Genomic DNA, 21247 nt, shown 5'->3' with positions numbered 1-21247 from the left:
ATCGGAAGGCGTTCCATTGGAACGCCGTCCCCCATCGGGTCTGACCCCGGCATTTGCCCTTGGGTTAACAATCACAAACTGACATTCAAGCGCGCCAGGGTGCTTTTCAGCGCGTCGTTTTTCGGGTCCTTGCTGCGTGCTTCGCGCCACAGCTTTTGCGCTTCGTCCTTGTCGCCCTTCTGCCACAGCACTTCGCCCAGGTGGACGGCGATTTCCGGGTCGCTGCGCACGGCGTAGGCGCGGCGCAGGGCCGTTTCTGCGGCGGCCAGGTTACCCATGCGGAATTGCACCCAGCCCATGCTGTCCATGATGAACGGGTCGCCTGGCGCCATCTGCAGCGCCTTCTCGATCAGGGCGTGCGCTTCCGGCAGGCGGATGCCCCGCTCGGCCAGCGAGTAGCCAAGCGCGTTGTAGGCGTGCTGGTTGTCGGGTGCCAGCGCCATCACGCGGCGCAGGCTGGCCTCCATCAGGTCCATTTTATCCAGGCGTTCGGCCAGCAAGGCGTAGTCGTACAGCAGCTCGGGGTTGTTCGGGAAGCGCAGCAAGGCGTTTTCCAGCACCGTAAATGCGCTTTGCAGATAGTTCGCGTCGCGCAGGAATTGCGCATCGACCAGCAGCACCTGCGCCTGGACCGCCGGATCGGAGGTCTCGATTTCCGTCAATGCCTTGCGCGCCGCATCGAGATTGCCGCCACGGGCGATCAGCTGGGCGCGGCGCAGACGCGCATCGACATAGCCGGCCGAAGCGCTGCTGTCGACCTTGTCCAGCCAGGCGATGGCGCCGGCCATGTCGCCGCGCGTCTCGGCGATCTGCGACAGTATCATCAGGGCCTTGAACGGATCGCGCGTGTCGCCGGGGTTTTTATCCAGCACGGCCAGGAAGCGCTTGAAATACTGCTCCGCGCCCTTGGTGTCTTCCAGCTGCAGCGCCACGATCCCCAGCGCATACAGGCCGCCGACGTTGTCAGGCTGGCTTTTCAGCAGCAGCAGGAACTGGTCGCGCGCCGCTTCGAGCTGCTTTTGCTCGACCAGCAGGCGCGCATAGGCGGCGCGCACTTCGACGGCATCGGGATTCTTTTGCAAAAACGCGACCAGCACCTTGTTTGCCGCCTCGGGCTCGCCCGTCACCTGCGCCAGGGTCAGCGCGGCCAGCTCGGAATTGGGCTTGATGGCCAGCGCCTTGTTCGCTTCGCGGATGGCGCGGTCACGCTCGTCGATCGACAGGGCGCCCTGCGCCAGCACCAGGTGCGCTTCGAACATGTCCAGGTAAGGTTCCACCAGGCGCGTGAGCATGGAATAGGCATACAGCTTGTCATTCGAACGCGCCAGGATCTGCTGCATCTGGAACAGGGCCACGCCGCGCGCGCCCTGCGGCGCATTGGCCAGGCGCTGGGCGAAAATCGGCTCTGCTTCGTCGATCTTGTCCGTCAGGACGACAAAGCCGAGGAAAAACTGCGTCGCCTCGTCGGAATCGGGCGCCAGCTCGCGCCACAGGCGGATGGCGGCCAGCGCTTCGCCGCCCTGCTTGGCGGCCAGCGCCATTTCGGAAGCGCGGCGCGCCAGGCGCGGGTCGCGCGTCTGCTGCGCCGCCACCATCATCGTCACGTACGGCCCCTGCCACTGGCCGCTCTTGAATTCCATTTCCGCGCGGGTCAGCTTGTACAGCAGGTCGCTGCTCAACTCGACCTTGGGCAGCTTGTCGCCGCTGTCCCCATCCTTGGACACGGCTTCCGGCGCCTGCGGCGAACTGGCCACAGAAGGGCTGGCCGCGGCATCGGCAGGGGCGGCAGGCGTCTGCGCCATGGCATGCGTAGCCATCAGGGCGGACAAGGTTACAATGGCGAAAGCGTTTTTCAAAGGCTGATCCTGGCTGAACGGCAAAGTTTGATTCTACGCCCAACCCGTACATCGCGTACTTCACGTATGTAACGAAATATATACGTCATGGCTGCGCAATGTGTCCGGGCCAGCCACCGGCCAGCGACGCGCCTGTTTTTTACCCGGTTTTCAACCATTCGAGCCCTATGCCAGAATTGCCAGAAGTCGAAGTCACACGGCGCGGTGTCGCGCCCCATCTCGAAGGGCGCGCCGTGCGCTCCGTCGTGCTGCGCCGCGATGGCCTGCGCTGGCCCTTTCCCCCTGCCCTGGGCGAACAGCTGTCCGGCCAGACCATCGGCCTGACGGGGCGGCGCGGCAAATACCTGCTGATCCACTTCCGCCATGGCACCCTGATCATCCACCTGGGCATGTCGGGCCATTTGCGCGTGCTGCCACCGGGAACGCAGGCGCAAAAGCACGACCATTTCGACCTGATCGTGGACGACGCCGACGGCGCGCAGCACGTGCTGCGCATGACGGACCCGCGCCGTTTCGGCGCCGTGCTGTGGCACGACGAGGCTGACGGCCCGCTCGACAGCCACGTACTGCTGCGCGGCCTGGGCACGGAACCGCTGGAAGGCGGCTTCACGGGCCAGCTGCTGTTCGAGAAAACGCGCAACAAGAACACCAACATCAAGCAGGTGCTGATGGCGGGCGACATCGTCGTCGGCGTGGGCAATATCTATTGTTCCGAAAGCCTGTTCCGCGCGGGGATCAACCCGAAGACGCCTGCCCGCCGCATCGGCCTGGCGCGCTATGAGAAACTGGCGCAGGCGATCCGCGACGTGCTGGCAGAAGCCATCGTGCAAGGCGGCAGCACCCTGCGCGACTTCATCGGCGTCAATGGCCAATCCGGCTATTTCCAGCAGACGTATTTCACGTACAACCGCGCGGGCAAGCCATGCCGCGTGTGCGGCGCGCCGATCCGGCAAATCGTGCAGGGACAGCGTTCCACGTTCTACTGCGTGAACTGTCAAAAATAAAGGGGACCTGATGGTCAGAGACTTGGAACAATACAGCGCATGGCGCCAGGACGTGCAGGCCGCCTTGCAGGCTTACCGGCAAGCCGCTGGCGCGGCGGGCCTGGTCGACGGCGCCTCCGCGCTGCGCCTGGCGCGCTGTGGTTCCCGCCTGCTGGACGACCGTCTCTCTGTCGCCTTCGTGGCGGAATTCTCGCGCGGCAAATCCGAACTGATCAACGCCATCTTCTTTGCCGACTACGGCCAGCGCATCCTGCCCTCGGGCGCCGGCCGCACCACCATGTGCCCCACCGAACTGCTGTACGACGCTGCCTGGCCGCCATCGATCCGCCTGCTGCCCATCGAGACGCGCGCGCAGAACCTGTCGACCAGCGACTACCGCGAGTTGCCCGCCGCCTGGAGCGTCCTGCCGCTGAACATCGAGGCGGGCGGCGACATGCAGGAAGCGCTGCGCCAGGTCAGCCTGACCAAGAAAGTCAGCCAGGAAGAAGCGGCCCGCTACGGCCTGTACGACGCCGACGATGCGGACGCGCCCTCGATGCTGGACGACGACGGCCAGGTGGAAATCTCGATGTGGCGCCACGCCATCATCAACTTCCCTCATCCGCTGCTGAAACAGGGCCTGGTCATCCTCGACACGCCGGGCCTGAACGCCATCGGCACGGAGCCGGAACTGACCCTGAACCTGATCCCGAACGCGCATGCGGTGCTGTTCATCCTGGCGGCCGACACGGGCGTCACGCGCAGCGACATCGAGGTATGGCGCAACCATATCGGCGCCGGCGCAGGGCGCCTGGTGGTGCTCAACAAGATCGACAGCATGTGGGATGAATTGCGCGGCGATGCCGAGGTGACGCAAGCCATTGAACGCCAGCAGGCCAGCGTGGCACATCTGTTGGCATTGGATGCCAGCCAGGTGTTTCCCGTCTCCGCGCAAAAGGCCCTGGTAGGCAAGATCAACCACGATGCGGCGCTGCTGGAAAAGAGCCGCCTGCAGGCGCTGGAAACGGCGCTGTTCGAGGGCCTGATCCCCGCGCGCAAGGACATCATCCGGCACCAGCTGGCGTTCGACCTGGACGCCATCGAAGCGGCGCAGCAGGTGCAGGCGGCGGCGCGCGCGCGCGGCATCGCCGAACAGCTGCACGAGTTGCACAGCCTGCGCGGCAAGAACCAGAGCGTGATCGCGCACATGATGCGCCGCGTGGATATCGAAAAGAAGGAATTCGACAGCAGCCTGTTCAAACTGCAGGCCACACGCGCCGTATTCACCCGCCTGTCGACGGAGCTGTACACGAGCCTGGGCATGGACATCGTGCGCGACGATATCGATGGCGTGCGCGCGGCCATGCAGCGCAGCCGCTTTTTCACGGGCTTGCGCGAAGCCGTGCGCCAGTACTTTGAACGCATCGGCCAGAACCTGGACCGCTCGGAAGGCAAGACGGCCGAGATCACGGAAATGATGAACGTGATGTACCGCAAATTCGCCACCGAACATGGCCTGGCGCTGGCCTTGCCCATGCCGTTTTCGCTGGCCCGCTACCGCCAGGAAATCGCCGATATCGAAGCCGTGTATCACAAGCAGTTCGGCACAGCGACCCTGCTCACCACCAGCCGCGTCGTGCTGATGGAAAAATTCTTCGATACCATCGCCTCGCGCGTGCGCCGCAGTTTCACGGCCGCCAACGATGACGCCAGTGCCTGGCTGAAAGTCATCATGGCGCCGCTCGAAGCGCAGATCGTCGAGTACAAGGAACAGCTGAAACTGCGCTTTGCCTCGATCCAGCGCATCCATGACGCCACGGGCAGCCTGGAACAGAAAATCGCCGGCTTCGAGGCCAGCCTGGCGGCGCTCGAACGCGACAAGGCGCAATTGGCGCAATTGCTGGCCACCTTGCGCGCCGCCAGCGCAAGCTGAGCGCAACATAAACAACAGAACACTGGAACCCCTGCATGAAACGTCTGCTGCATCCGCTCTCGCCCGCCACGGGCGCAACTCAGTTTGATAACGCATTTGAAAATTACATCGACCCGACTTTTTCCGCCACCGTCATCGCTTGGCAAAAGCAGCATGGCCGCCACGCGCTGCCATGGCAAAACACGCGCGACGCCTACCTGATCTGGCTGTCCGAAATCATGCTGCAGCAAACGCAGGTCACGGCGGTACTCGGCTACTACGCGCGCTTCCTCGAGCGCTTCCCTACCCTGCGCGACCTCGCTAGCGCGCCGGTCGAAGACGTGATGGCACAGTGGAGCGGCCTTGGCTACTACACGCGGGCGCGCAACCTGCACAAGTGCGCGCAGCGCGTGGTGGCCGAATACGATGGCGTGTTCCCCAGCGACCCCGCCCTGCTGGCCGACCTGCCCGGCATCGGCCGCTCGACGGCGGCCGCCATCTCCGCGTTTTCCAGCGGCACGCGGGCGGCCATCATGGACGGCAACGTCAAGCGCGTATTCGCGCGCACCTTCGGCATCGACGCCTATCCGGGCGAAAAACGGGTCGAGGAAGCCATGTGGCGCCGCGCCGAAGCGCTGCTGCCTGAAACCGGTATCGAAGCCTACACGCAGGGCTTGATGGACTTCGGCGCCACCCTGTGCACGCGCAGCAGCCCCGATTGCGGCCGCTGCCCGTTGCAGCCGCGCTGCGTGGCCTACGCCACCCATCGGGTTAAAGACTTACCTGTGCGCAAACCCAAAAAAACCAGCCCGGAAAAACACGCCGTCATGCTCGTCGTCATCGACAATGGCCAGGTGCTGCTGGAGCAGCGTCCCGGCTCGGGCATCTGGGGCGGCCTGCTGTCCTTGCCCGAACTCGACGGCCACGTGCTGGCCGATGCAGACTCTCCACGCGACATCGACCAGCAGGCGCTGGCGCGCGCCGTGGCGCCGTTCGGCACAATCGAAACGCAGGAGCGGCTGCTGCCCATCGTGCACGTCTTCACGCACTACAAGCTGCATATCGTCCCCTGCCGCATCACCCTGGCGCGACGCCTGGCGCTGGCCGGGGAAGCGACGCACGTCTGGTACGACGGCGCGAAGATCGCGGACGCGCCGCTGCCGGCGCCCATCAAGAAACTGCTGCTGGACCTGTTCGGCGATGCGCGTTCGGCGCAGCGCAGCATGTTCTAGTGCGCTTTTTACTGTTCGCGCTGGCGGCGCTTTGCCTGCATGGCGCGCAAGCGGATGACGCACTGCCAGAGGTCCGCATCGGCGTGCTGGCCTACAAGGGCGGCGACGCCGTGCAGCAGGACTGGTCATATGTGACGCGCCACCTGCAGGCCAGCATCCCCGGCATCCGTTTCATCCTCGCAGACTACGACCAGGCCGGCCTGACGCGCGCCGTGCAGTCGCAAGCGATTGGCTTTGCCATCACCAGCAGCGGCCATTACGTGGCGCTCGAACACAGCGATGGCGCCAGCCGCATCGCCACCCTGGAATCGCCGTGGACGGATTCGCCGCGCCAGGCCATCGGCTCGGCCATCGTCGTGCGCAGCGCATCGCCCCTGCACGACCTGGCCGACCTGGCAGGCAGGAACGTGATGGCCGTGGCGCCAGACGCGTTTGGCGGCTACCAGATCGCCGCGCGCGAACTGCGCGAAGCGGGCGTCGATCCCACGCACGATTTTGCCAGCCTGCGCTACAGCGGCTTTCCCTCGCAGCAGATCATCGACGCCGTGCGCGACGGGCGCATGGATGCGGGCATCGTGCGCACCTGTTTGCTCGAACAGATGGTGGCGCGCGGCGAGGTGCAGGCCGATGCACTGCGCGTCATCACCACGCGCCCGATACCCGGCTTCCGCTGCGCCACGTCATCGCGGCTGTATCCGGACTGGCCCTTCGTGGCCCTGCGCCAGACGCCGCCCGCGCTGGCCAAAAAAGTGGCGCAGGCCCTGCTGGCCATGCCGCGCACCAGCGAGGGCTATAGCTGGACGGTGCCCAGCGATTACCAGATCGTCGATGAACTGTTCCGCGACCTGCGCATCGGCCCCTACGCCTACCTGGACAAGCTGACGTTCGAGACGGCGCTGCGCCGCTACTGGGGCTGGATGCTACTGGTGCTGGCCCTGCTCGTTGCCTGGGCCGTGCACACGGTGCGCGTGGAATACCTGGTCAGCCGGCGCACGGAGCAGCTGCGTGCGGCCCAGCACCAGCAGCGCGCGCTGGAAGAGCAGGCACGCCAGCGCCAGGCCACGCTTGACCACACGGCGCGCCTGGCGATTTTGGGCGAGATGGCCAGCGCCATCGCGCACGAATTGAACCAGCCGCTGGCGGCCATCGGCAATTTCGCGCGCGGCATGGCGCGCCGCATCACGGCCGGGCGCATGGAGGCGGCGCCACTGCTCGACGGCGCGCAGGAAATCGCCACGCAAAGCGAGCGCGCGGGCGCCATCATCCGGCACATTCGCGCGATGGCGCAAAAGCGTCCCGCGCACAGCACCGGCTTCGCCCTGGCCGGCGCCGTGGAGCAAGCCGTGGCCCTGTTCCGCGCGGCCCATCCGCAAGCGAATATCAGCTGGCGCCACGATAGCGCCAGTCCTGACGCACGCGTGCTGGCCGACCCGCAGCAAGTGCAGCAGGTGCTGCTCAATCTGCTGAAAAATGCGCTCGATGCACAGGTGGAAAGCGACAATCCCGCACACCCCATCGGCGTGCTGCTGCACCGTGAAAACGGCGCCTGCACGGTGGCCGTGCGCGACGCCGGCTGCGGCCTGGAGGCGGCGCAGATGGCGCGATTGTTCGAACCGTTTTTCACCACCAAAGCCGAAGGCCTGGGCCTGGGCATGTCGCTCAGCAAAAGCATCATCGAGTCGTTCGGCGGCAGCCTGTCGGCGCACGCCAACGCCGATGCGCCAGGCTTGACGGTCTGGTTCCGCCTGCCCGAAGAGACGGGCATGGCGGCACCCACAGACATACAAGAGGACACACCATGAACGAAAGCGATGCGATCATCTTTGTCGTCGACGACGACGCCGCCATGCGCCGCTCGCTGGCCTATCTGTTCGATTCGGCCGGCTGGCAAGTGGAAACGTTTGAATCGGCGCGCGACTTCCTGCAGCGCTACGCGGGCCATGCGCCCGGCTGCTTGCTGCTCGACGTGCGCATGCCTCTGATGAGCGGGCTGGAGCTGCAACAGGAGCTGTCGCGGCACGCCATCGCGCTGCCCGTGATTTTCCTCAGCGGTCACGGCGACCTGGCCATGGCCGTGCAGACGATGAAGGCGGGCGCCTGCGATTTCCTGGAGAAGCCTTGCAAGGACCAGGTGTTGCTGGACGCCGTCACGCGCGCCGTGGCCCGCAGCGTGGCAGAAAGCCGCAGCGCCGCCAGCGCGAATACGGCGCAATCGGCACTGGCCAGGCTCACCGCGCGCGAACGCGAAGTGGCGCTCTTGATGGCCGAAGGCAAGGCATCGAAAGTCATCGCCCGCGAACTGGGCATCAGCGACAAGACGGTGCAGGTGCACCGCCACAACACGATGGAAAAACTGGGCCTGCATTCGGCAGCCGAGGTGGCCCGGCTGCTCATGGCGGGTGGGGAGATTTAACCGGGGTCAGACCCGCCGGGTCTGACCCCAGCCTTTACGACCTTGGGGTAAAAGGTTCGAACATGCTTCTCAGCGAATAATCCGCGCCGGCAGTCCCTGCCGCACCGACGTGCCCGACACGGGATCGACAAACACGTTCTTGTCGCCGCGGCTAGGATCCGTCAAACCCAGGTCGTTCAAATTGATGCCGGCGCCGATGGCTGGTTCATCGGGCTGGCGCAGCTTGCCGATGCGGTGGGCGCGCGCGCCGTGTTCCTTGTGGCCGAAACCGTGTTCGACGGCGATCACGCCGCGCTGCACACCATGGCGCAGCATCACCGTGGCCCTGGCCTTGCCGCCGGGCGTTTCCAAAACAATTTCATCGCCATTTTTCAGCTTCAAGCGGGCCGCATCGTCGGGGTGCACGGCGACGGGATTGTCCGGATGGATGCCGCGCAAACGCCGCGCGCCGATGCTGTACGAGTTTTGCAGCGCCGATTTATAGCTGATCAACTCGAACGGCCACTCGCTGACGGGATAGGTTTTACGCACAGGCGTGCCGTCGGCAAACGCCGCGACTCGCCACGCGGGCGTGCCGGAAAAACGCTTGCCGCTCAGGCTATTCTTGCTCACGCCCAGGCCCTCGTTGTACAGCATCATGGGTTTTAAATAACGGTGCGTGGACCAGTCCTGCGGATACGGCTTCTCGTCCATCACCGGCACGGGAGCAACCGGCGCCTTGGGGTTCGCGGGCGGCGGCAGGCGCAGGCCGAACATTTCGCCATAGCTCTGGTAGCGCCCTCCCCGCGCCAGCATGAAGGCTACCTTGCGCCACTCTTCCGGCTTCAAGGTGCGTTCCAGTTCGGGGCGGATGCGCGCCACGCCGGACAGCTCGATGTCGTCGTCGCTCGCCTCCGGCACGGCCGTCTTGCCCTGCCAGGCGATGTTGGCGCCACCGCGCAGATACCAGTCTTCCGCCCGCTGCAGGGGGAAGCGCTGGCCGTCCATGTCCTGCAAGGCTCCGGGGCCGAAGCCGGGCAAGGCCATCGTTTTGGCCAGCGCGATGAAGAACGATTCCATGCAGATGGTCTGGCCTTCCGGCGTTTTTTGCACGCGCGGCTCGACCACGGGCCAGCGCGCCGTGCTCATTTTGACGGGCATGCCGCCCCAGGCGCCGGCCCAGCCCCAGCTTTCGTACAGCAAGGTGTCGGGCAGCAGATAATCGGCAAAGGCCGAGCTTTCATTGATGAAGGGGTCGATGGCGACGATCAGGGGAATCTTCTTCGGATCGGCCAGTTCCTTGCCGATCTGCGCGCGCAATCCCGTGATGCCGTACACGGGATTGCAGCTCCACAGTATCAGCGCCTTCAAGGTGTATGGGTAGCCGTTCATGGCGCTGGTCAGCCATTCAGTGGCCAGCGCGGGCGCGTTCGGATACCACGGCGCCCTGGCCGGATACGCCTTGCCCGCTTCTTTCTTCAGCTTGAATTCCGAAGTTTTCTCGTACGGCACATTGCGTCCGATCGGCATGCCGGCCGCCTTGATCTCGCCGTCAAAACTCTCGAGGTTGTAGCGCGGGCCGGGGCCCGCATCCTTGAAGCTGCCGCCGTTGACGAGGGTGCCGCCCTTGCGGTTCAAATTGCCGATCAGGGTATTGAGCATGACCAGCGCGTACGCGTTATAAAAGCCCGCGCCCGACATCATGCCGCCGTGCGCATTGACGGCCGCGCGCTTGCCATGGCTGGTGAGTTCCTGCGCCAGGCCTTCGATGATGTCGCGCCCGATACCGCAGGCGGCCGAATACTCTTCCATGCTGTGGCGCTGCGCTTCTTCGTTGAGCATCGTCATGGCCGTCTTCAGGTGCAGCGGCGCGCCGGCCACGTCCAGCGGGCCGTCGAAGAACAGGCGCGCCTCGCCCTTGGCCGCAGTGTGCGGCACAATCGCCTGTGTGGCGGCGTCGATCACGCAAAATGCGTCGCCATCCTTGTAGCGCTCTTCTTCCGGCAGTTCCACCGCGCCGATGTCGGACGCGCGCAGGTAGCGGCCATCGCGCGGATGGCCTTTCTGGCTGATGATCAGATGCGTGGCGTTGCACCAGGCGGCCTCGCCCGCCGCTTCCGCCACCTTCAGGTTCGGCTGCGCGAGGAAGTGGCGGTCATAGCGTTCGTGCTCGATGATCCAGCGGATCATGGCCATGGCCAGCGCGCCGTCCGTGCCCGGCTTGATCGGCACCCAGCGGCTACGATCGCCCGCCGCCAGGCTGTCCGCATTCGTCAGCACGGGGTCGACCACCACATAGCTGAATTCGCGCTTGCCGGAGCGGGCCTTGGCGATCAGGGTGCCCTGGCGCTTGAACGGGTTGCCCGCATTGCCCGGCGCCGTGCCGACAAAGATGCAGAACTCCGTGTTTTCCAGGTCCACTTTCGCGTGCGGCATTTTCTTCATGTCGCCGAACATGGCGCCCGAACCGCTGCGGTAGGCGCCACCGCAATACGAGCCGTGGTTGACCAGGTTCAGGCTGCCGTACGACTGCTTGAAAAAGCGCGTGCCGAACGCCAGGCGGCCATCGTCGGTGCTGCACATCAGGCCCACCTGATTGACTTGCGGGCCCAGTTCCGGCTGTGCCGGATCGATCGGTTTTTCCAGCTCGCGCAAGGCGCGCAGTCCCTGCACATGGCCCTCGCCAAACAGGTCGCCGCCCTCTGTGACTTCCTTGACCAGCTGGTCAAAGGCGATCGGTTCCCACTGGCCGCCGCCGCGCGGACCCACGCGCTTCATGGGCGCCAGCACGCGGAACGGCGACTCCATCTGTTCCAGCACGCCGTTGCCGCGGCCGCAAGCCGTCGAGCGGCCCTTCAAGCCCTTTTCCTGGAAGCGCGACAGCGACACAAAACTGTCGCGTATCGAGGTTTGATATGGCAGCGCAGGATCGGCCGACAGGGGGCTGTACGGGTTGCCCGCCACGCGCAGCACCTTGCCGCTTTTTTTATCCAGGCGCACGCGCACGCCGCAAAAGGTGGTGCAGCCCATGCACATGGTGTAGCTCACTTGCTGGTCCGGATTGAGCGTCAGCTTGCCCGTGTCCGTATCGACGGAAAACTCGGGCTGCAGGGAATTGCCATGCAGTTTCTGCACAGGCTTGTCCTTGCCCAGCGCATGGTCGACCATGCGGCCGGCCGTGGTGGAAAAGCTGGCGGCAAAGGCGGCCAGGCCGCCGCCGATGGCGCCGTAGCGCAGCAGCTTGCGGCGCTTTTCTTCCTCGGCGCTGCGGTCTTCTTGCGGTTCTGGTGTGATGTGATCGTTCATGATTCTCTCCTTAGTGCGTGGCCATGGCGGGACGGCTGCGCATCGCAATAGCGCGTCCGGCCCATGGCAAAAATTCCAGCATCAGCAACAGTAGCGCGAGCCACAGGCCGGCAGTGCCGATGATCCCCAGCAAACCATCGTTCCCCATCGGCAGGTGGTAGTCATACAGGCCGGCCCCCGTCTTCGGGATCGTCTGGCCACCGATAAAAATCGTCCAGCGCATCATCCAGGCGCTGTGCAGCGCGATCAGGCCGTTGACCAGGCCACTGGTGGCCGGGCGCCAGATGGCCAGCGCCATCGGCACGATGGACGACAGCACGGCCCACACAGCCGTGAGCTGCCATTGCGGCATGCCGGCCACCTGCGTGAACGCCATGCTGTGGCTGGCGCTCACGCCAGAGAGACTGACGAACAGCCAGCCGCCGCCCAGGGCCAGCACCAGCGCCAGCGACAGGGCCAGCGCGCGGTTCAGCGATACTTCCAGCGCCTGCTCGCGGCCCGGCAGGAAGCGGTTGAACAGCAGCGCCAGGCCCACCGCTCCCACGAATGCCGTGGCAGCAAATTGCGCCGGCAGGAAGGGCGTAAACCACAGGGGACGGGCGCGCACCACCATCACTTCCATGCCCGTGTACAGGCCCACGACAAAGGCGGCCAGCAAGGTGAAGGCGGCAGCACTGACGATGGCCTTGCGCGAGGCGGCGCCACCGCGTCCCAGCAGGCGGTAGGCGAAGGCCAGGCGGTCCTTGCCCTGCCCCCGCGTGGCGAAGTCCACGCGCAGCGCCAGCCACGCGTACAACATCAGGCAACCGAGGTAGAGGGGAATGAAGAACGAGCCCCACGACATCCACGACTGCGGCTGGAAATAAATGTAGAAATGGTAGAAGCGCCCCGGCCCGTGCAGGTCGGCCAGCAGCGCCACGGGCGCCGTCATGCCGCAGACGAGGGACGCCAGCAGCGCGATACGTCCCAGGCGTTCATACGCCTTGCGGCCGAAAACGAAGTACGGCAGGGTCAGCATGAAGCTGCCGTAACTGAGGCCGATGAGGAAAAAATACTGCACCGCCCACGGCAGCCATGCCGCTTCGCGCGTGACGTTGAGAATTTCGGTGATGTGGCTGTCCATGGTTTATTTCCCGTGTTTGCTCGGTTGCCAAAGAGTCGCTTCGCCCTCGACATGGCCGGCGAAACGCGTGTCCAGTCCCAGGTAAAACACGTGGGGCTGGGTTCCCTGCTCGGGTTTGAGCACCTTCACCTTGTTCTCGCTGAGCAGCTGGTGCACCATGCTTTCCGGATCATTCAGGTCGCCGAAGATGCGCGCACCGCCCACGCAGGTTTCCACGCAGGCCGGCAGCAAGCCTTCGTCGACGCGGTGCGCGCAGAACGTGCATTTGTCGGCCTTGCCCGTCTCGTGGTTGATGAAGCGCGCGTCGTAGGGACAGGCCTGCACGCAGTAGGCGCAGCCCACGCAGCGGTCGCCATCGACGACGACGACGCCATCCTTGCGCTGGAAGGTCGCACCCACGGGGCAGACGGGAATGCAGGGGGGATTGGCGCAGTGGTTGCACAGGCGCGGCAGCATGTAGGTGCCGCAGCGGTTCTCTTCCTTGACTTCATAGGTGGAGACGACGGTGCGGAAGCTGTTCTCCGGCGCGGCGTTTTCCATGATGCAGGAGACGGTGCACGCCTGGCAGCCGATGCACTTCTGCACATCGACCACCATCGCCCAGCGCTGGCCGCCCTCGCCTTTGGTGGCCGCTTTACCGGGCAGCGGCGCGACGGCCGCCCCGACGGTAATGGCGGGCAAGGCGCGCAAAAAACTGCGGCGCGATTCAATCATGACACTCTCCTTGACGATGGGCGGCAAGCCCTTGTTGACTTGCTGCCATGATAGAAAAGAAGGTGACGCGCGGGTATTGGGGTGATCGGGTGGAGACCTAGATGATCATGCCAATTGACAGGATGGACAATGCGGAGTAACGGGGCTGCGCCAACGATGTTGTCGGATTACGGCCTGCATCAGACTCCGCATGACCACTTGCAGTGGTAGGTCGGGTTAGCGCGCCGGCGCGTAACCCGACAACCTTGTTGGCACGGAATGTGGTGGTATTGCGCAGACATGTCGGATTACGCTGCGCTAATGCGACCTACATCAGACTGCGCATGACCACTTGCAGTGGCAGGTCGGTTAGCGCGCCAGCGCGTAACCCGACAACCCTGTTGGCACGGAGTGTGGTGGTATCGCGCAGACATGTCGGATTACGCTGCGCTAATCCGGCCTACATCAGACTTCGCATCACCACTTGCAGTGGTAGGTCGGGTTAGCGCGCCGGCGCGTAACCCGACAACCCTGTTGGCACGGAGTGTGGTGGTATCGCGCAGGCATGCCGGATTACGCTGCGCTAATCCGGCCTACATCAGACTTCGCATCACCACTTGCAGTGGTAGGTCGGGTTAGCGCGCCGGCGCGTAACCCGACAACCCTGTTGGCACGGAGTGCGGTGGTATCGCGCAGGCATGTCGGATTACGCTGCGCTAATCCGACCTACATCAGACTGCGCATGACCACTTGCAGTGGCAGGTCGGGTTAGCGCGCCGGCGCGTAACCCGACAACCTTGTTGGCACGGAGTGTGGTGGTATCGCGCAGACATGCCGGATTACGCTGCGCTAATCCGACCTAGAATTCATCCAGAGAATACAGCCTGCGGTGTTCGCGGATCGCGTAGCGGTCCGTCATGCCGGCGATGTAGTCGGCGATCTTGCGCGCCTGCTTCGTCACTTCATCGCCATTGATCTGATAATCGGGCGGCAGCAGGGCCGGTTCGGCCACGAAGCTGTCATACAGTTCGCGCACGATGCGGCTGGCCTTTACGCGCATGCGGTTGACCTGGTAGTGGCGGTACAGGTTCGCGCGTAAAAAGCGTTTCAGATCCGTGGCATCCTTGCGCATGGCGTCCGAAAAACGGATCAGCGGGGCACTGGCGCGCACTTCGTTGACATCGCGCGGGGCGGCGTCGGCGAGCAGCTGCGTCGAGGTGACGATCAGGTCGTCGGCCAGGGCCGTGATCAGGCGGCGCAGGGTTTCGTAGATGGCGCGCCGGCCTGACAGGCCGGGAAACGCCTGCTGCACGTCGCGCCACAGGCGGCCAAAGAACTCGACTTCTTCCAGCTGGGCGATAGTGATCAGGCCGGAACGCAGGCCATCGTCGATATCGTGGCTGTTGTAGGCGATTTCGTCGGCCAGGTTGGTCAGCTGCGCTTCCAGCGTCGGCTGCGTACGGTCGATGAAGCGCTGGGCCACGGGGCCCAGTTCGCGCGCGTGCGCCAGCGAGCAGTGTTTCAAGATGCCCTCGCGCGTCTCGAACATCAGGTTCAGGCCATCGAAGGCGCCGTAGTGCTCTTCCAGCGTATCGACCACGCGCAGGCTTTGCAGGTTGTGCTCGAAGCCGCCGTGCTCGCGCATGCATTCATTGAGCACGTCCTGGCCCACGTGGCCGAACGGCGTGTGGCCCAGGTCATGCGCCAGCGCGATGGCTTCCACCAGGTCTTCGTTCAAACGCAGGTTGCGCGCGATCGAACGCCCCACCTGCGCCACTTCCAGGCTGTGCGTCAGGCGCGTGCGGAACAAATCTCCCTCGTGATTGAGGAAGACCTGGGTCTTGTATTCAAGGCGGCGGAAGGCCGAGGAATGGATGATGCGGTCGCGGTCGCGCTGGAACTGGCTGCGCGACGCGTGTGCCGCTTCATCAAAGCGACGTCCCTGGCCCTGTGCCGAGTGGGCCGCGTAGGGGGCAAGGAAGTCTTCAGGCGTCATGGCTATTGCACTCCGGCGGCCAGGGTGGCCAGCACCAGTTCGTGCGGCGCGGCCGTGATGCATGGGCTGCCCAACGGTTTCAAGAGGATGAACTTGATGGCCCCGCCCTCATTCTTCTTGTCCACTTCCATCAGCTCCAGCCAGCGCGCCACGCCGAGGTCCGGCGCTTTCACGGGCAGGCCGGCGGCGGCTACCAGCGCGCGCACGCGCTCGACGGCAGCCTGGTCGATATAGCCCATGCGGCAAGACAGGTCGGCCGCCATCACCATGCCGCAGCCGACGGCTTCGCCGTGCAGCCAGTGGCCATAGCCCAGGCCGGCCTCGATGGCGTGGCCGAAGGTGTGACCGAAATTCAGGATGGCACGCAAGCCGCCTTCGCGCTCGTCCTGGCGCACCACGTCAGCCTTGATTTCGCACGAGCGGGCGATCGCATACGCGAGCGCGCCCTTGTCGCGCGCCATCAGCTTGGGCATGTTCGCCTCGATCCAGTCGAAGAAGGCAGCGTCGATGATGGCGCCATGCTTGATCACTTCGGCCAGGCCGGCCGACAGCTCGCGCGCCGGCAGGGTTTCCAGGGTCGAGGTGTCGGCGATCACGGCGCGCGGCTGATAGAAGGCGCCGATCATGTTCTTGCCCAGCGGGTGGTTGATGCCCGTCTTGCCGCCGACGGAGGAATCGACCTGCGCCAGCAGCGTGGTGGGCACCTGCACGAAGCCGATGCCGCGCATGTAGCTCGCTGCCGCATAGCCGGTCAGGTCGCCGATCACGCCGCCGCCCAGCGCCACCAGGGTGGTCTTGCGGTCGCATTTATTGGCCAGCAGCGCGTCGAAGATCTGCATCAGGCTGGCCCAGTTTTTATATTCTTCGCCGTCCGGCAGGACGATGCTGATCACTTCGCGGCCATCGCTGGCCAGCGCCGCCTGCAGGCGGCCCAGGTACAGCGGGGCGACCGTGGTATTGGTGACGATGGCCACCTTGTGGCCGCTGATATGGCGCAGCAGCGCATCGGCGTCGGCCAGCAGGCCGGGACCGATGGCGATCGGGTAGCTGCGTTCGTCGAGGTCTACGCTCAACAACATTTTGGATTGCTCGTTCATCGAAGGCTCTGCATGAATGACGCAGTTGGGCGAGGCCTCGCATTCGAGGCTGGCCAGCTGCATCAGGATAGTCTGAACCATCGATTGTACGTTAGGACGGCCCGTGTCGATCACAATGTCGGCCACGTCCATGTAATGGGGTTCGCGCTGCGCCGTCAATTCTTCCAGCTTCCTGCGCGGGTCGGCCGTCTGCAGCAGGGGGCGGTTCTTGTCATGGCTGGTGCGCGTGAGGATGTTGCTGACGCTGGCGCGCAGGTACACCACCGTGCCCCGCTCCTTCAGGTAGGCGCGGCTGTCGGCATTGAGAATGGCGCCGCCGCCGGTGGCCATGACGATGCCTTGCTGGGCGCTCAGGTCGCGGATGACCTCGGCCTCGCGCCGGCGAAAGCTCGCTTCCCCCTCGATTTCAAAGATCCACGGGATGGTCGCTCCCGTGCGTGCCTCGATTTCGTGGTCGGAATCGACAAAGCGCAAGCCCAGCTTGCGGGCCAGGATGCGCCCGATCGTGGTTTTGCCTGCGCCCATGAGGCCGACAAGAAAGATATTACTGTTAGAAATTTCGGACACTATTTGCATTTCACTCAGGCGACAACCCTGTCTTGCTGCTGTCGCCCTGTGGCTCCATTATTGGCATGTGAACGTCAGTTTAAACGGATAGCTGGTAGTTAGTAAATGTGGCGTGGTGATATTGACATTGAATGTCGCCACACCGGCAGCACATGCCTGACCCGACGGACTGGTGATCGTGACGAGATGGCTCGTCCCCTGATACATGGGCGGCAGGCTGGAAGCGCTGGGGAAGGTCTTTTGCACGGTCGCTGGCGAAACACCGCCATTCGTGGCACGCACGATATTGGCAACTTCCACAATTGTTCCGCTTGGCATCGGATTATTGTTGACATCATTGATCTGCAACGTAAAGACTTCCGGCACATTCCAGCTCACGACGCCCAGGTCCGTCACCGCATCCGTGCGCAAGGAGGCGCCGCCGCCATTCAGGAAAGCCGTGGCCGGACGGCTACCGCTGATAAAGAAATTGATTTTGGCAAAGATAGGGACAGCACTGCCATCGCTGGTGCTGGCACAGATCGTGCCGACGCCAGGACGGGTGCTGTCACTGCTGCCGAGCGGACCGTTGCAGACGGTGGCCGGCGTATTCGGTGTCGGTACGCGTGGCTCCTGGGCGCGGAAGTCCACCGAGCAAGCGCCGTTGACTGAGTTGCAGCCGCCCTTGCTTGCGCTGCCCACCACGCCCACGTTGCTCTGGAACGCAACGGGCGTGCCATCGGCCACAGGATTGCCAAACTTGTCACCCATAGCAACCGTCACGGAAGCGGAAATCGCGCTGCCGTTGGCATCGACGTTCAAGCCTTCGACGTTGCTGTCACTGATGGCCAGCGAGAACGCTTTCTGCACTGGCGTTCCCGTCGAGACAACGATGGAGTCCGACAAGGTCGACACGCCCTTGCCGTCGAGCGTGGCGCGGATACGGAAAGACAACGGGGTGGAGCGGGAACTGACGCTGGTGGTCACCTCACCATTGGCATCGGTGGTGCCGGACACGGGATTGAGGTCAACTTCCGCATTCGGATCCGCCTTCGAGAACGACACCTTCAAGCCCGGCAAGGGATTATTGAAGGTATCGAACACACGGAATTTCAAGCTGGCCGTTTCGCTGCGCAAGAGTCCACCCTCGCCTTTGATGACGATGGATTTGTCTGCCGGCAAAGCTGAATAGAACTGGATCGATGCCGCTTGTGGCGCCGCAATTTGTAGCACTGCGCTGCGGCTGCCCGAGACACCACTGGCAGTAGCCGAGATCACATCGTTGACGCCACAACCAAGATCGCGGTAGACCGCACGCGCGCTGCCGTTGGCCGTTTGCACCACGGAGGCAAAGGTGGCCTTGCCGGCTGCCACGCAGGAAGAAGTAAAATTCACCGCCAGGCTCTGATCCGTATATTTCACGCTGCCAGACAGCACGTCCAGCGCAACCTGAGTCGAGCCATACGCCTCCAGCGCAGGCGATTCAAAGACGATATTGCCAAATGCCAGGGTTGTTGCACCCACGATATAATTAATGGCGCTGGTCGAGGTCGTGCCATTCATGACGACGGCCGCGGTCAAGGTACCCGCGCCGCCCACTGCCAGGCTGACAGGCCGCAGGATCACGCGCGCCTCGCCCTTGGCATCGCTCAGGGTCGTGCCGGCCGAAGGCGACATGATCGCCAGCGCATTGTCCGTTGCGAACACCACCAAAGCATCCGGCAACGGCTTGCCGTCCTGGTCCTTGATGGTGGCCACCGCCGTCAAGGGGGCGGAACTCGACAAGGCGTTGCTGGCGCTGCCGGAAGCTGTCAGCAAGGCGACGCCGATGCTCGCTTTCGAAGTCACGGTGGAAGAAATCTGGTAGTTGGCTTCGCCGCTGATGGTAGCCGTGGCAGTGGTCACGCTGGCTGTCACCTTGCCCGCACCGCTGGCAGCGTTACTGGCAGGGCGCATGGTCACGCTGGCGATGCCCTTGGCATCGGTCAGGGCGGTACCGGGCACCAGCGTGGCCAGCGAGGCATCCACGCCGAATGCCACCAGTGCATTGGCGACGCCTGCGCCATTTTTGTCGAGCACTTGCGCCCGGACAGTCAAGGGAGCGTTGGCGCTGACGGTATTGCTGGGCTGTCCATTCGCATTGAGCAAACTGACGCCGACCGTTGCGGCCACCCCGCCCGTCGCGCCGCCACTGCCGCCGCCGTCCAGGGTGGGATCGCCGCCACCGCCGCCACATGCGGCCAGCAAGGCGCCCAGCGCCAGCAAGGCCAGCCAATTCGATACCCTACTCCAACAAGTGTTGCCAAATGAAAAATTCCGCATAGTCGCCATCAGTCCGCTTTCGTCTGCATTGTTACTTAAACGTAAAGATGTGACATTAACGTGTTGCTGGCCGATCTGCCACTATTTTCGGCGTAATGAACACCATCAGTTCGGTTTTTTCTTGACTGCGGCCCGTACTGCGAAAAAAAACACCGAGCACGGGGATGTCGCCCAGCAATGGCACCTTGCTGTCCGTACCCCGTTCGGACTGCTGATAAATACCGCCCAGCACCACCGTGCCGCCATCTTCCACCATCACCTGCGTGCGCACGTGCTTGGTGTCGATGGCAAAGCCGGAACGCGTTTCCTGGCCCACGCTATCCTTGTTGACATCCACTTCCAGCACCACGTTGCCGTCGGGCGTGATCTGCGGCGTCACTTCCAGGCGCAGATTGGCCTTGCGAAAAGTGATCGAGGTGGCGCCGCTGCTGGTGGCCACCTGGTAGGGCAATTCAATGCCTTGCTCGATCAGCGCCAGCACCTTGTCCGCCGTCACCACGCGGGGACTGGAAATGATCTTGCCCTTGCCGTCCGCTTCCAGCGCGGACAGTTCCAGGTTTAAAAACCGGTTGGCGGCCGCCGAAAACAGGCTCAGGGCGAAACTGGCCGGCTGCAAGCCATTGATGCTGGCGGCCGGCAAGTTGACGAATTGCGAGTTCGGCACGAAGGCGCCGGCACCGGCCACCGCCTGCCCCGTCGCCTCGCCCACGCCCTGGTAGCTGCCGCCGACGGCCGCGCGGCGCCCGCTGCCACCGAGGGAAAAACCGGGCAGCTGGCCCGCCGCCAGGCGCTGGTCCGTAAAACCCAGACGCGCGCCCAGGTTGCGGCTGAAACTGTCGTTCGCCTCGACGATGCGCGCCTCGATCATGACTTGCCGCGTGGCGATATCCGTCCTGGCGATCAGCAGGCGGATCTGCTCCAGGCGCGCCGGCACGTCGCTGACGAACAGCTGGTTCGTGCGCGGCTCGATCAGCACGCTGCCACGCCGCGACAGCAGCCGGCTGCGCCCCTCGCCCGCATCGAGGCCAAATACCGTGCGGAACGCTTCGGCCTTCTGGTAATTGAGCTGGAAGATGGCCGACTGCAGCGGTTCCAGCTCCGCGATCTGCGCGCGCGTTTCGAGCTCCAGCTTTTCGCGCGCGAGGATTTCCTCGCGCGGCGCAACCCACAGCACATTGCCCGTGCGCCGCATGTCCAGGCCCTTCGCTTGCAGCACGACATCGAGCGCCTGGTCCCACGGCATGTCGCGCAGGCGCATGGTCAGGGTGCCCGTCACGCTGTCGCTGGCGATGATGTTGTGGCCCGATACATCGGCCAGGATGTGCAGGGCGGCGCGCACCGTCACGCTCTGGAAATCCACGGAAATTTTCTCGCCGGCATACAGGCGCGGTGCCGGCCCCGGCACTACCGCCGCGTCCTGGGCCATGGCAAAGCCCTGCAGCAAGACCAGGCACAGCCATCCCCAAGGCTTCATGGCGCCTCCTCCGCTGGTGCATCCTGCGGCGCGCTGGCCCTGGCGGCGGCACCCGATTTTTGCAGCGCCAGGCTGCCGCGCCGTTCGCGCCAGCCACCGCCCGGTTCGCGCAGCACTTCCCGGTACTCGAGCGCCTGCTCGCTGACCTGCGTCACGCGGCCATGGTCCGGTCCCAGATACTGGCCGGCGGCCACGCGGTACACGCGCTCGCCGGCCAGCAACAGCGCGCTCAGGCGCCCGTCTTGGCGCACGCTGCCCACCATGCGCATGGCAGGCACGGCCACGCTTTCCAGCGCTTCGCGGGGACGGCGCAGG

Annotated in this window: 13 protein-coding genes and 1 pseudogene; 5 read left to right on the top strand and 9 right to left on the bottom strand. The window is 64.4% G+C overall.

The genetic code is table 11. The features are described 5' to 3' along the window. Positions 1-71: 71 nt before the first annotated feature. Positions 72-1856 carry a tetratricopeptide repeat protein gene (locus tag JaAD80_RS12715; RefSeq protein ID WP_102294536.1) on the bottom strand — a complete coding sequence of 595 codons (1785 nt, stop codon included), beginning with the start codon at positions 1854-1856 and terminating at the stop codon, positions 72-74. 167 nt (positions 1857-2023) lie between these two features. Here JaAD80_RS12715 and mutM point away from each other — a divergent pair, with 167 nt between their 5' ends. From mutM to JaAD80_RS12690, 5 genes are read left to right on the top strand one after another with little or no spacing between them, the layout of a single operon-like run. Next, complete coding sequence (mutM, locus tag JaAD80_RS12710; protein ID WP_102294488.1) at positions 2024-2860, top strand: bifunctional DNA-formamidopyrimidine glycosylase/DNA-(apurinic or apyrimidinic site) lyase; 837 nt, start codon at positions 2024-2026, stop codon at positions 2858-2860. A 10-nt stretch (positions 2861-2870) separates the two neighbouring features. Beyond that, positions 2871-4772 carry a dynamin family protein gene (locus JaAD80_RS12705; protein ID WP_102294487.1) on the top strand — a complete coding sequence of 634 codons (1902 nt, stop codon included), beginning with the start codon at positions 2871-2873 and terminating at the stop codon, positions 4770-4772. Between the two features lie 35 nt (positions 4773-4807). Further along, positions 4808-5983 carry an A/G-specific adenine glycosylase gene (gene mutY / locus JaAD80_RS12700; protein ID WP_258002961.1) on the top strand — a complete coding sequence of 392 codons (1176 nt, stop codon included), beginning with the start codon at positions 4808-4810 and terminating at the stop codon, positions 5981-5983. After that, positions 5983-7785 (top strand): sensor histidine kinase, encoded by a 1803-nt coding sequence (locus JaAD80_RS12695; RefSeq protein WP_102294486.1) that lies wholly within the window; start codon positions 5983-5985, stop codon positions 7783-7785. The genes mutY and JaAD80_RS12695 overlap by 1 nt, the downstream gene beginning before the upstream one ends. Further along, entirely contained in the window at positions 7782-8396 is a 615-nt protein-coding gene (locus JaAD80_RS12690; RefSeq protein WP_102294485.1) for a response regulator transcription factor, read from the top strand. The genes JaAD80_RS12695 and JaAD80_RS12690 overlap by 4 nt, the downstream gene beginning before the upstream one ends. Before the next feature lie 69 nt (positions 8397-8465). On the opposite strand, the gene JaAD80_RS12685 is transcribed toward JaAD80_RS12690, so the two are convergent. The 8 genes and pseudogenes from JaAD80_RS12685 to JaAD80_RS12650 form a co-directional block, all read right to left on the bottom strand. Next, entirely contained in the window at positions 8466-11681 is a 3216-nt protein-coding gene (locus JaAD80_RS12685) for a molybdopterin dinucleotide binding domain-containing protein (RefSeq protein ID WP_102294484.1), read from the bottom strand. Between the two features lie 10 nt (positions 11682-11691). After that, positions 11692-12804 carry an NrfD/PsrC family molybdoenzyme membrane anchor subunit gene (gene nrfD / locus JaAD80_RS12680; RefSeq protein WP_102294483.1) on the bottom strand — a complete coding sequence of 371 codons (1113 nt, stop codon included), beginning with the start codon at positions 12802-12804 and terminating at the stop codon, positions 11692-11694. A gap of 3 nt (positions 12805-12807) precedes the next feature. Next, complete coding sequence (dsrO, locus tag JaAD80_RS12675) at positions 12808-13518, bottom strand: sulfate reduction electron transfer complex DsrMKJOP subunit DsrO (protein ID WP_102294482.1); 711 nt, start codon at positions 13516-13518, stop codon at positions 12808-12810. A gap of 838 nt (positions 13519-14356) precedes the next feature. Next, positions 14357-15493: a deoxyguanosinetriphosphate triphosphohydrolase gene (locus JaAD80_RS12670; protein ID WP_102294481.1), complete on the bottom strand. Its 1137-nt coding sequence runs from the start codon at positions 15491-15493 to the stop codon at positions 14357-14359. A gap of 2 nt (positions 15494-15495) precedes the next feature. Further along, complete coding sequence (aroKB, locus tag JaAD80_RS12665; RefSeq protein WP_374755242.1) at positions 15496-17115, bottom strand: bifunctional shikimate kinase/3-dehydroquinate synthase AroKB; 1620 nt, start codon at positions 17113-17115, stop codon at positions 15496-15498. Between the two features lie 99 nt (positions 17116-17214). Beyond that, a complete protein-coding gene (locus JaAD80_RS12660; protein ID WP_102294479.1) occupies positions 17215-19401 on the bottom strand; it encodes an Ig-like domain-containing protein in 2187 nt (728 codons plus the stop codon). A gap of 112 nt (positions 19402-19513) precedes the next feature. Continuing rightward, positions 19514-20839: pseudogene (locus JaAD80_RS12655) on the bottom strand (type IV pilus secretin PilQ); the annotation flags it as partial. An 89-nt stretch (positions 20840-20928) separates the two neighbouring features. Beyond that, on the bottom strand, positions 20929-21247 hold a 319-nt coding region (locus tag JaAD80_RS12650; protein WP_180979405.1), incomplete at its 5' end, for a pilus assembly protein PilP.

Origin of the sequence: Janthinobacterium sp. AD80, assembly GCF_002878455.1 — a bacterium.
Taxonomy (GTDB): domain Bacteria; phylum Pseudomonadota; class Gammaproteobacteria; order Burkholderiales; family Burkholderiaceae_D; genus Janthinobacterium.
Note: the sequence above shows the minus strand (reverse complement) of the source record. Positions and strands in the feature narration are given on the sequence as shown.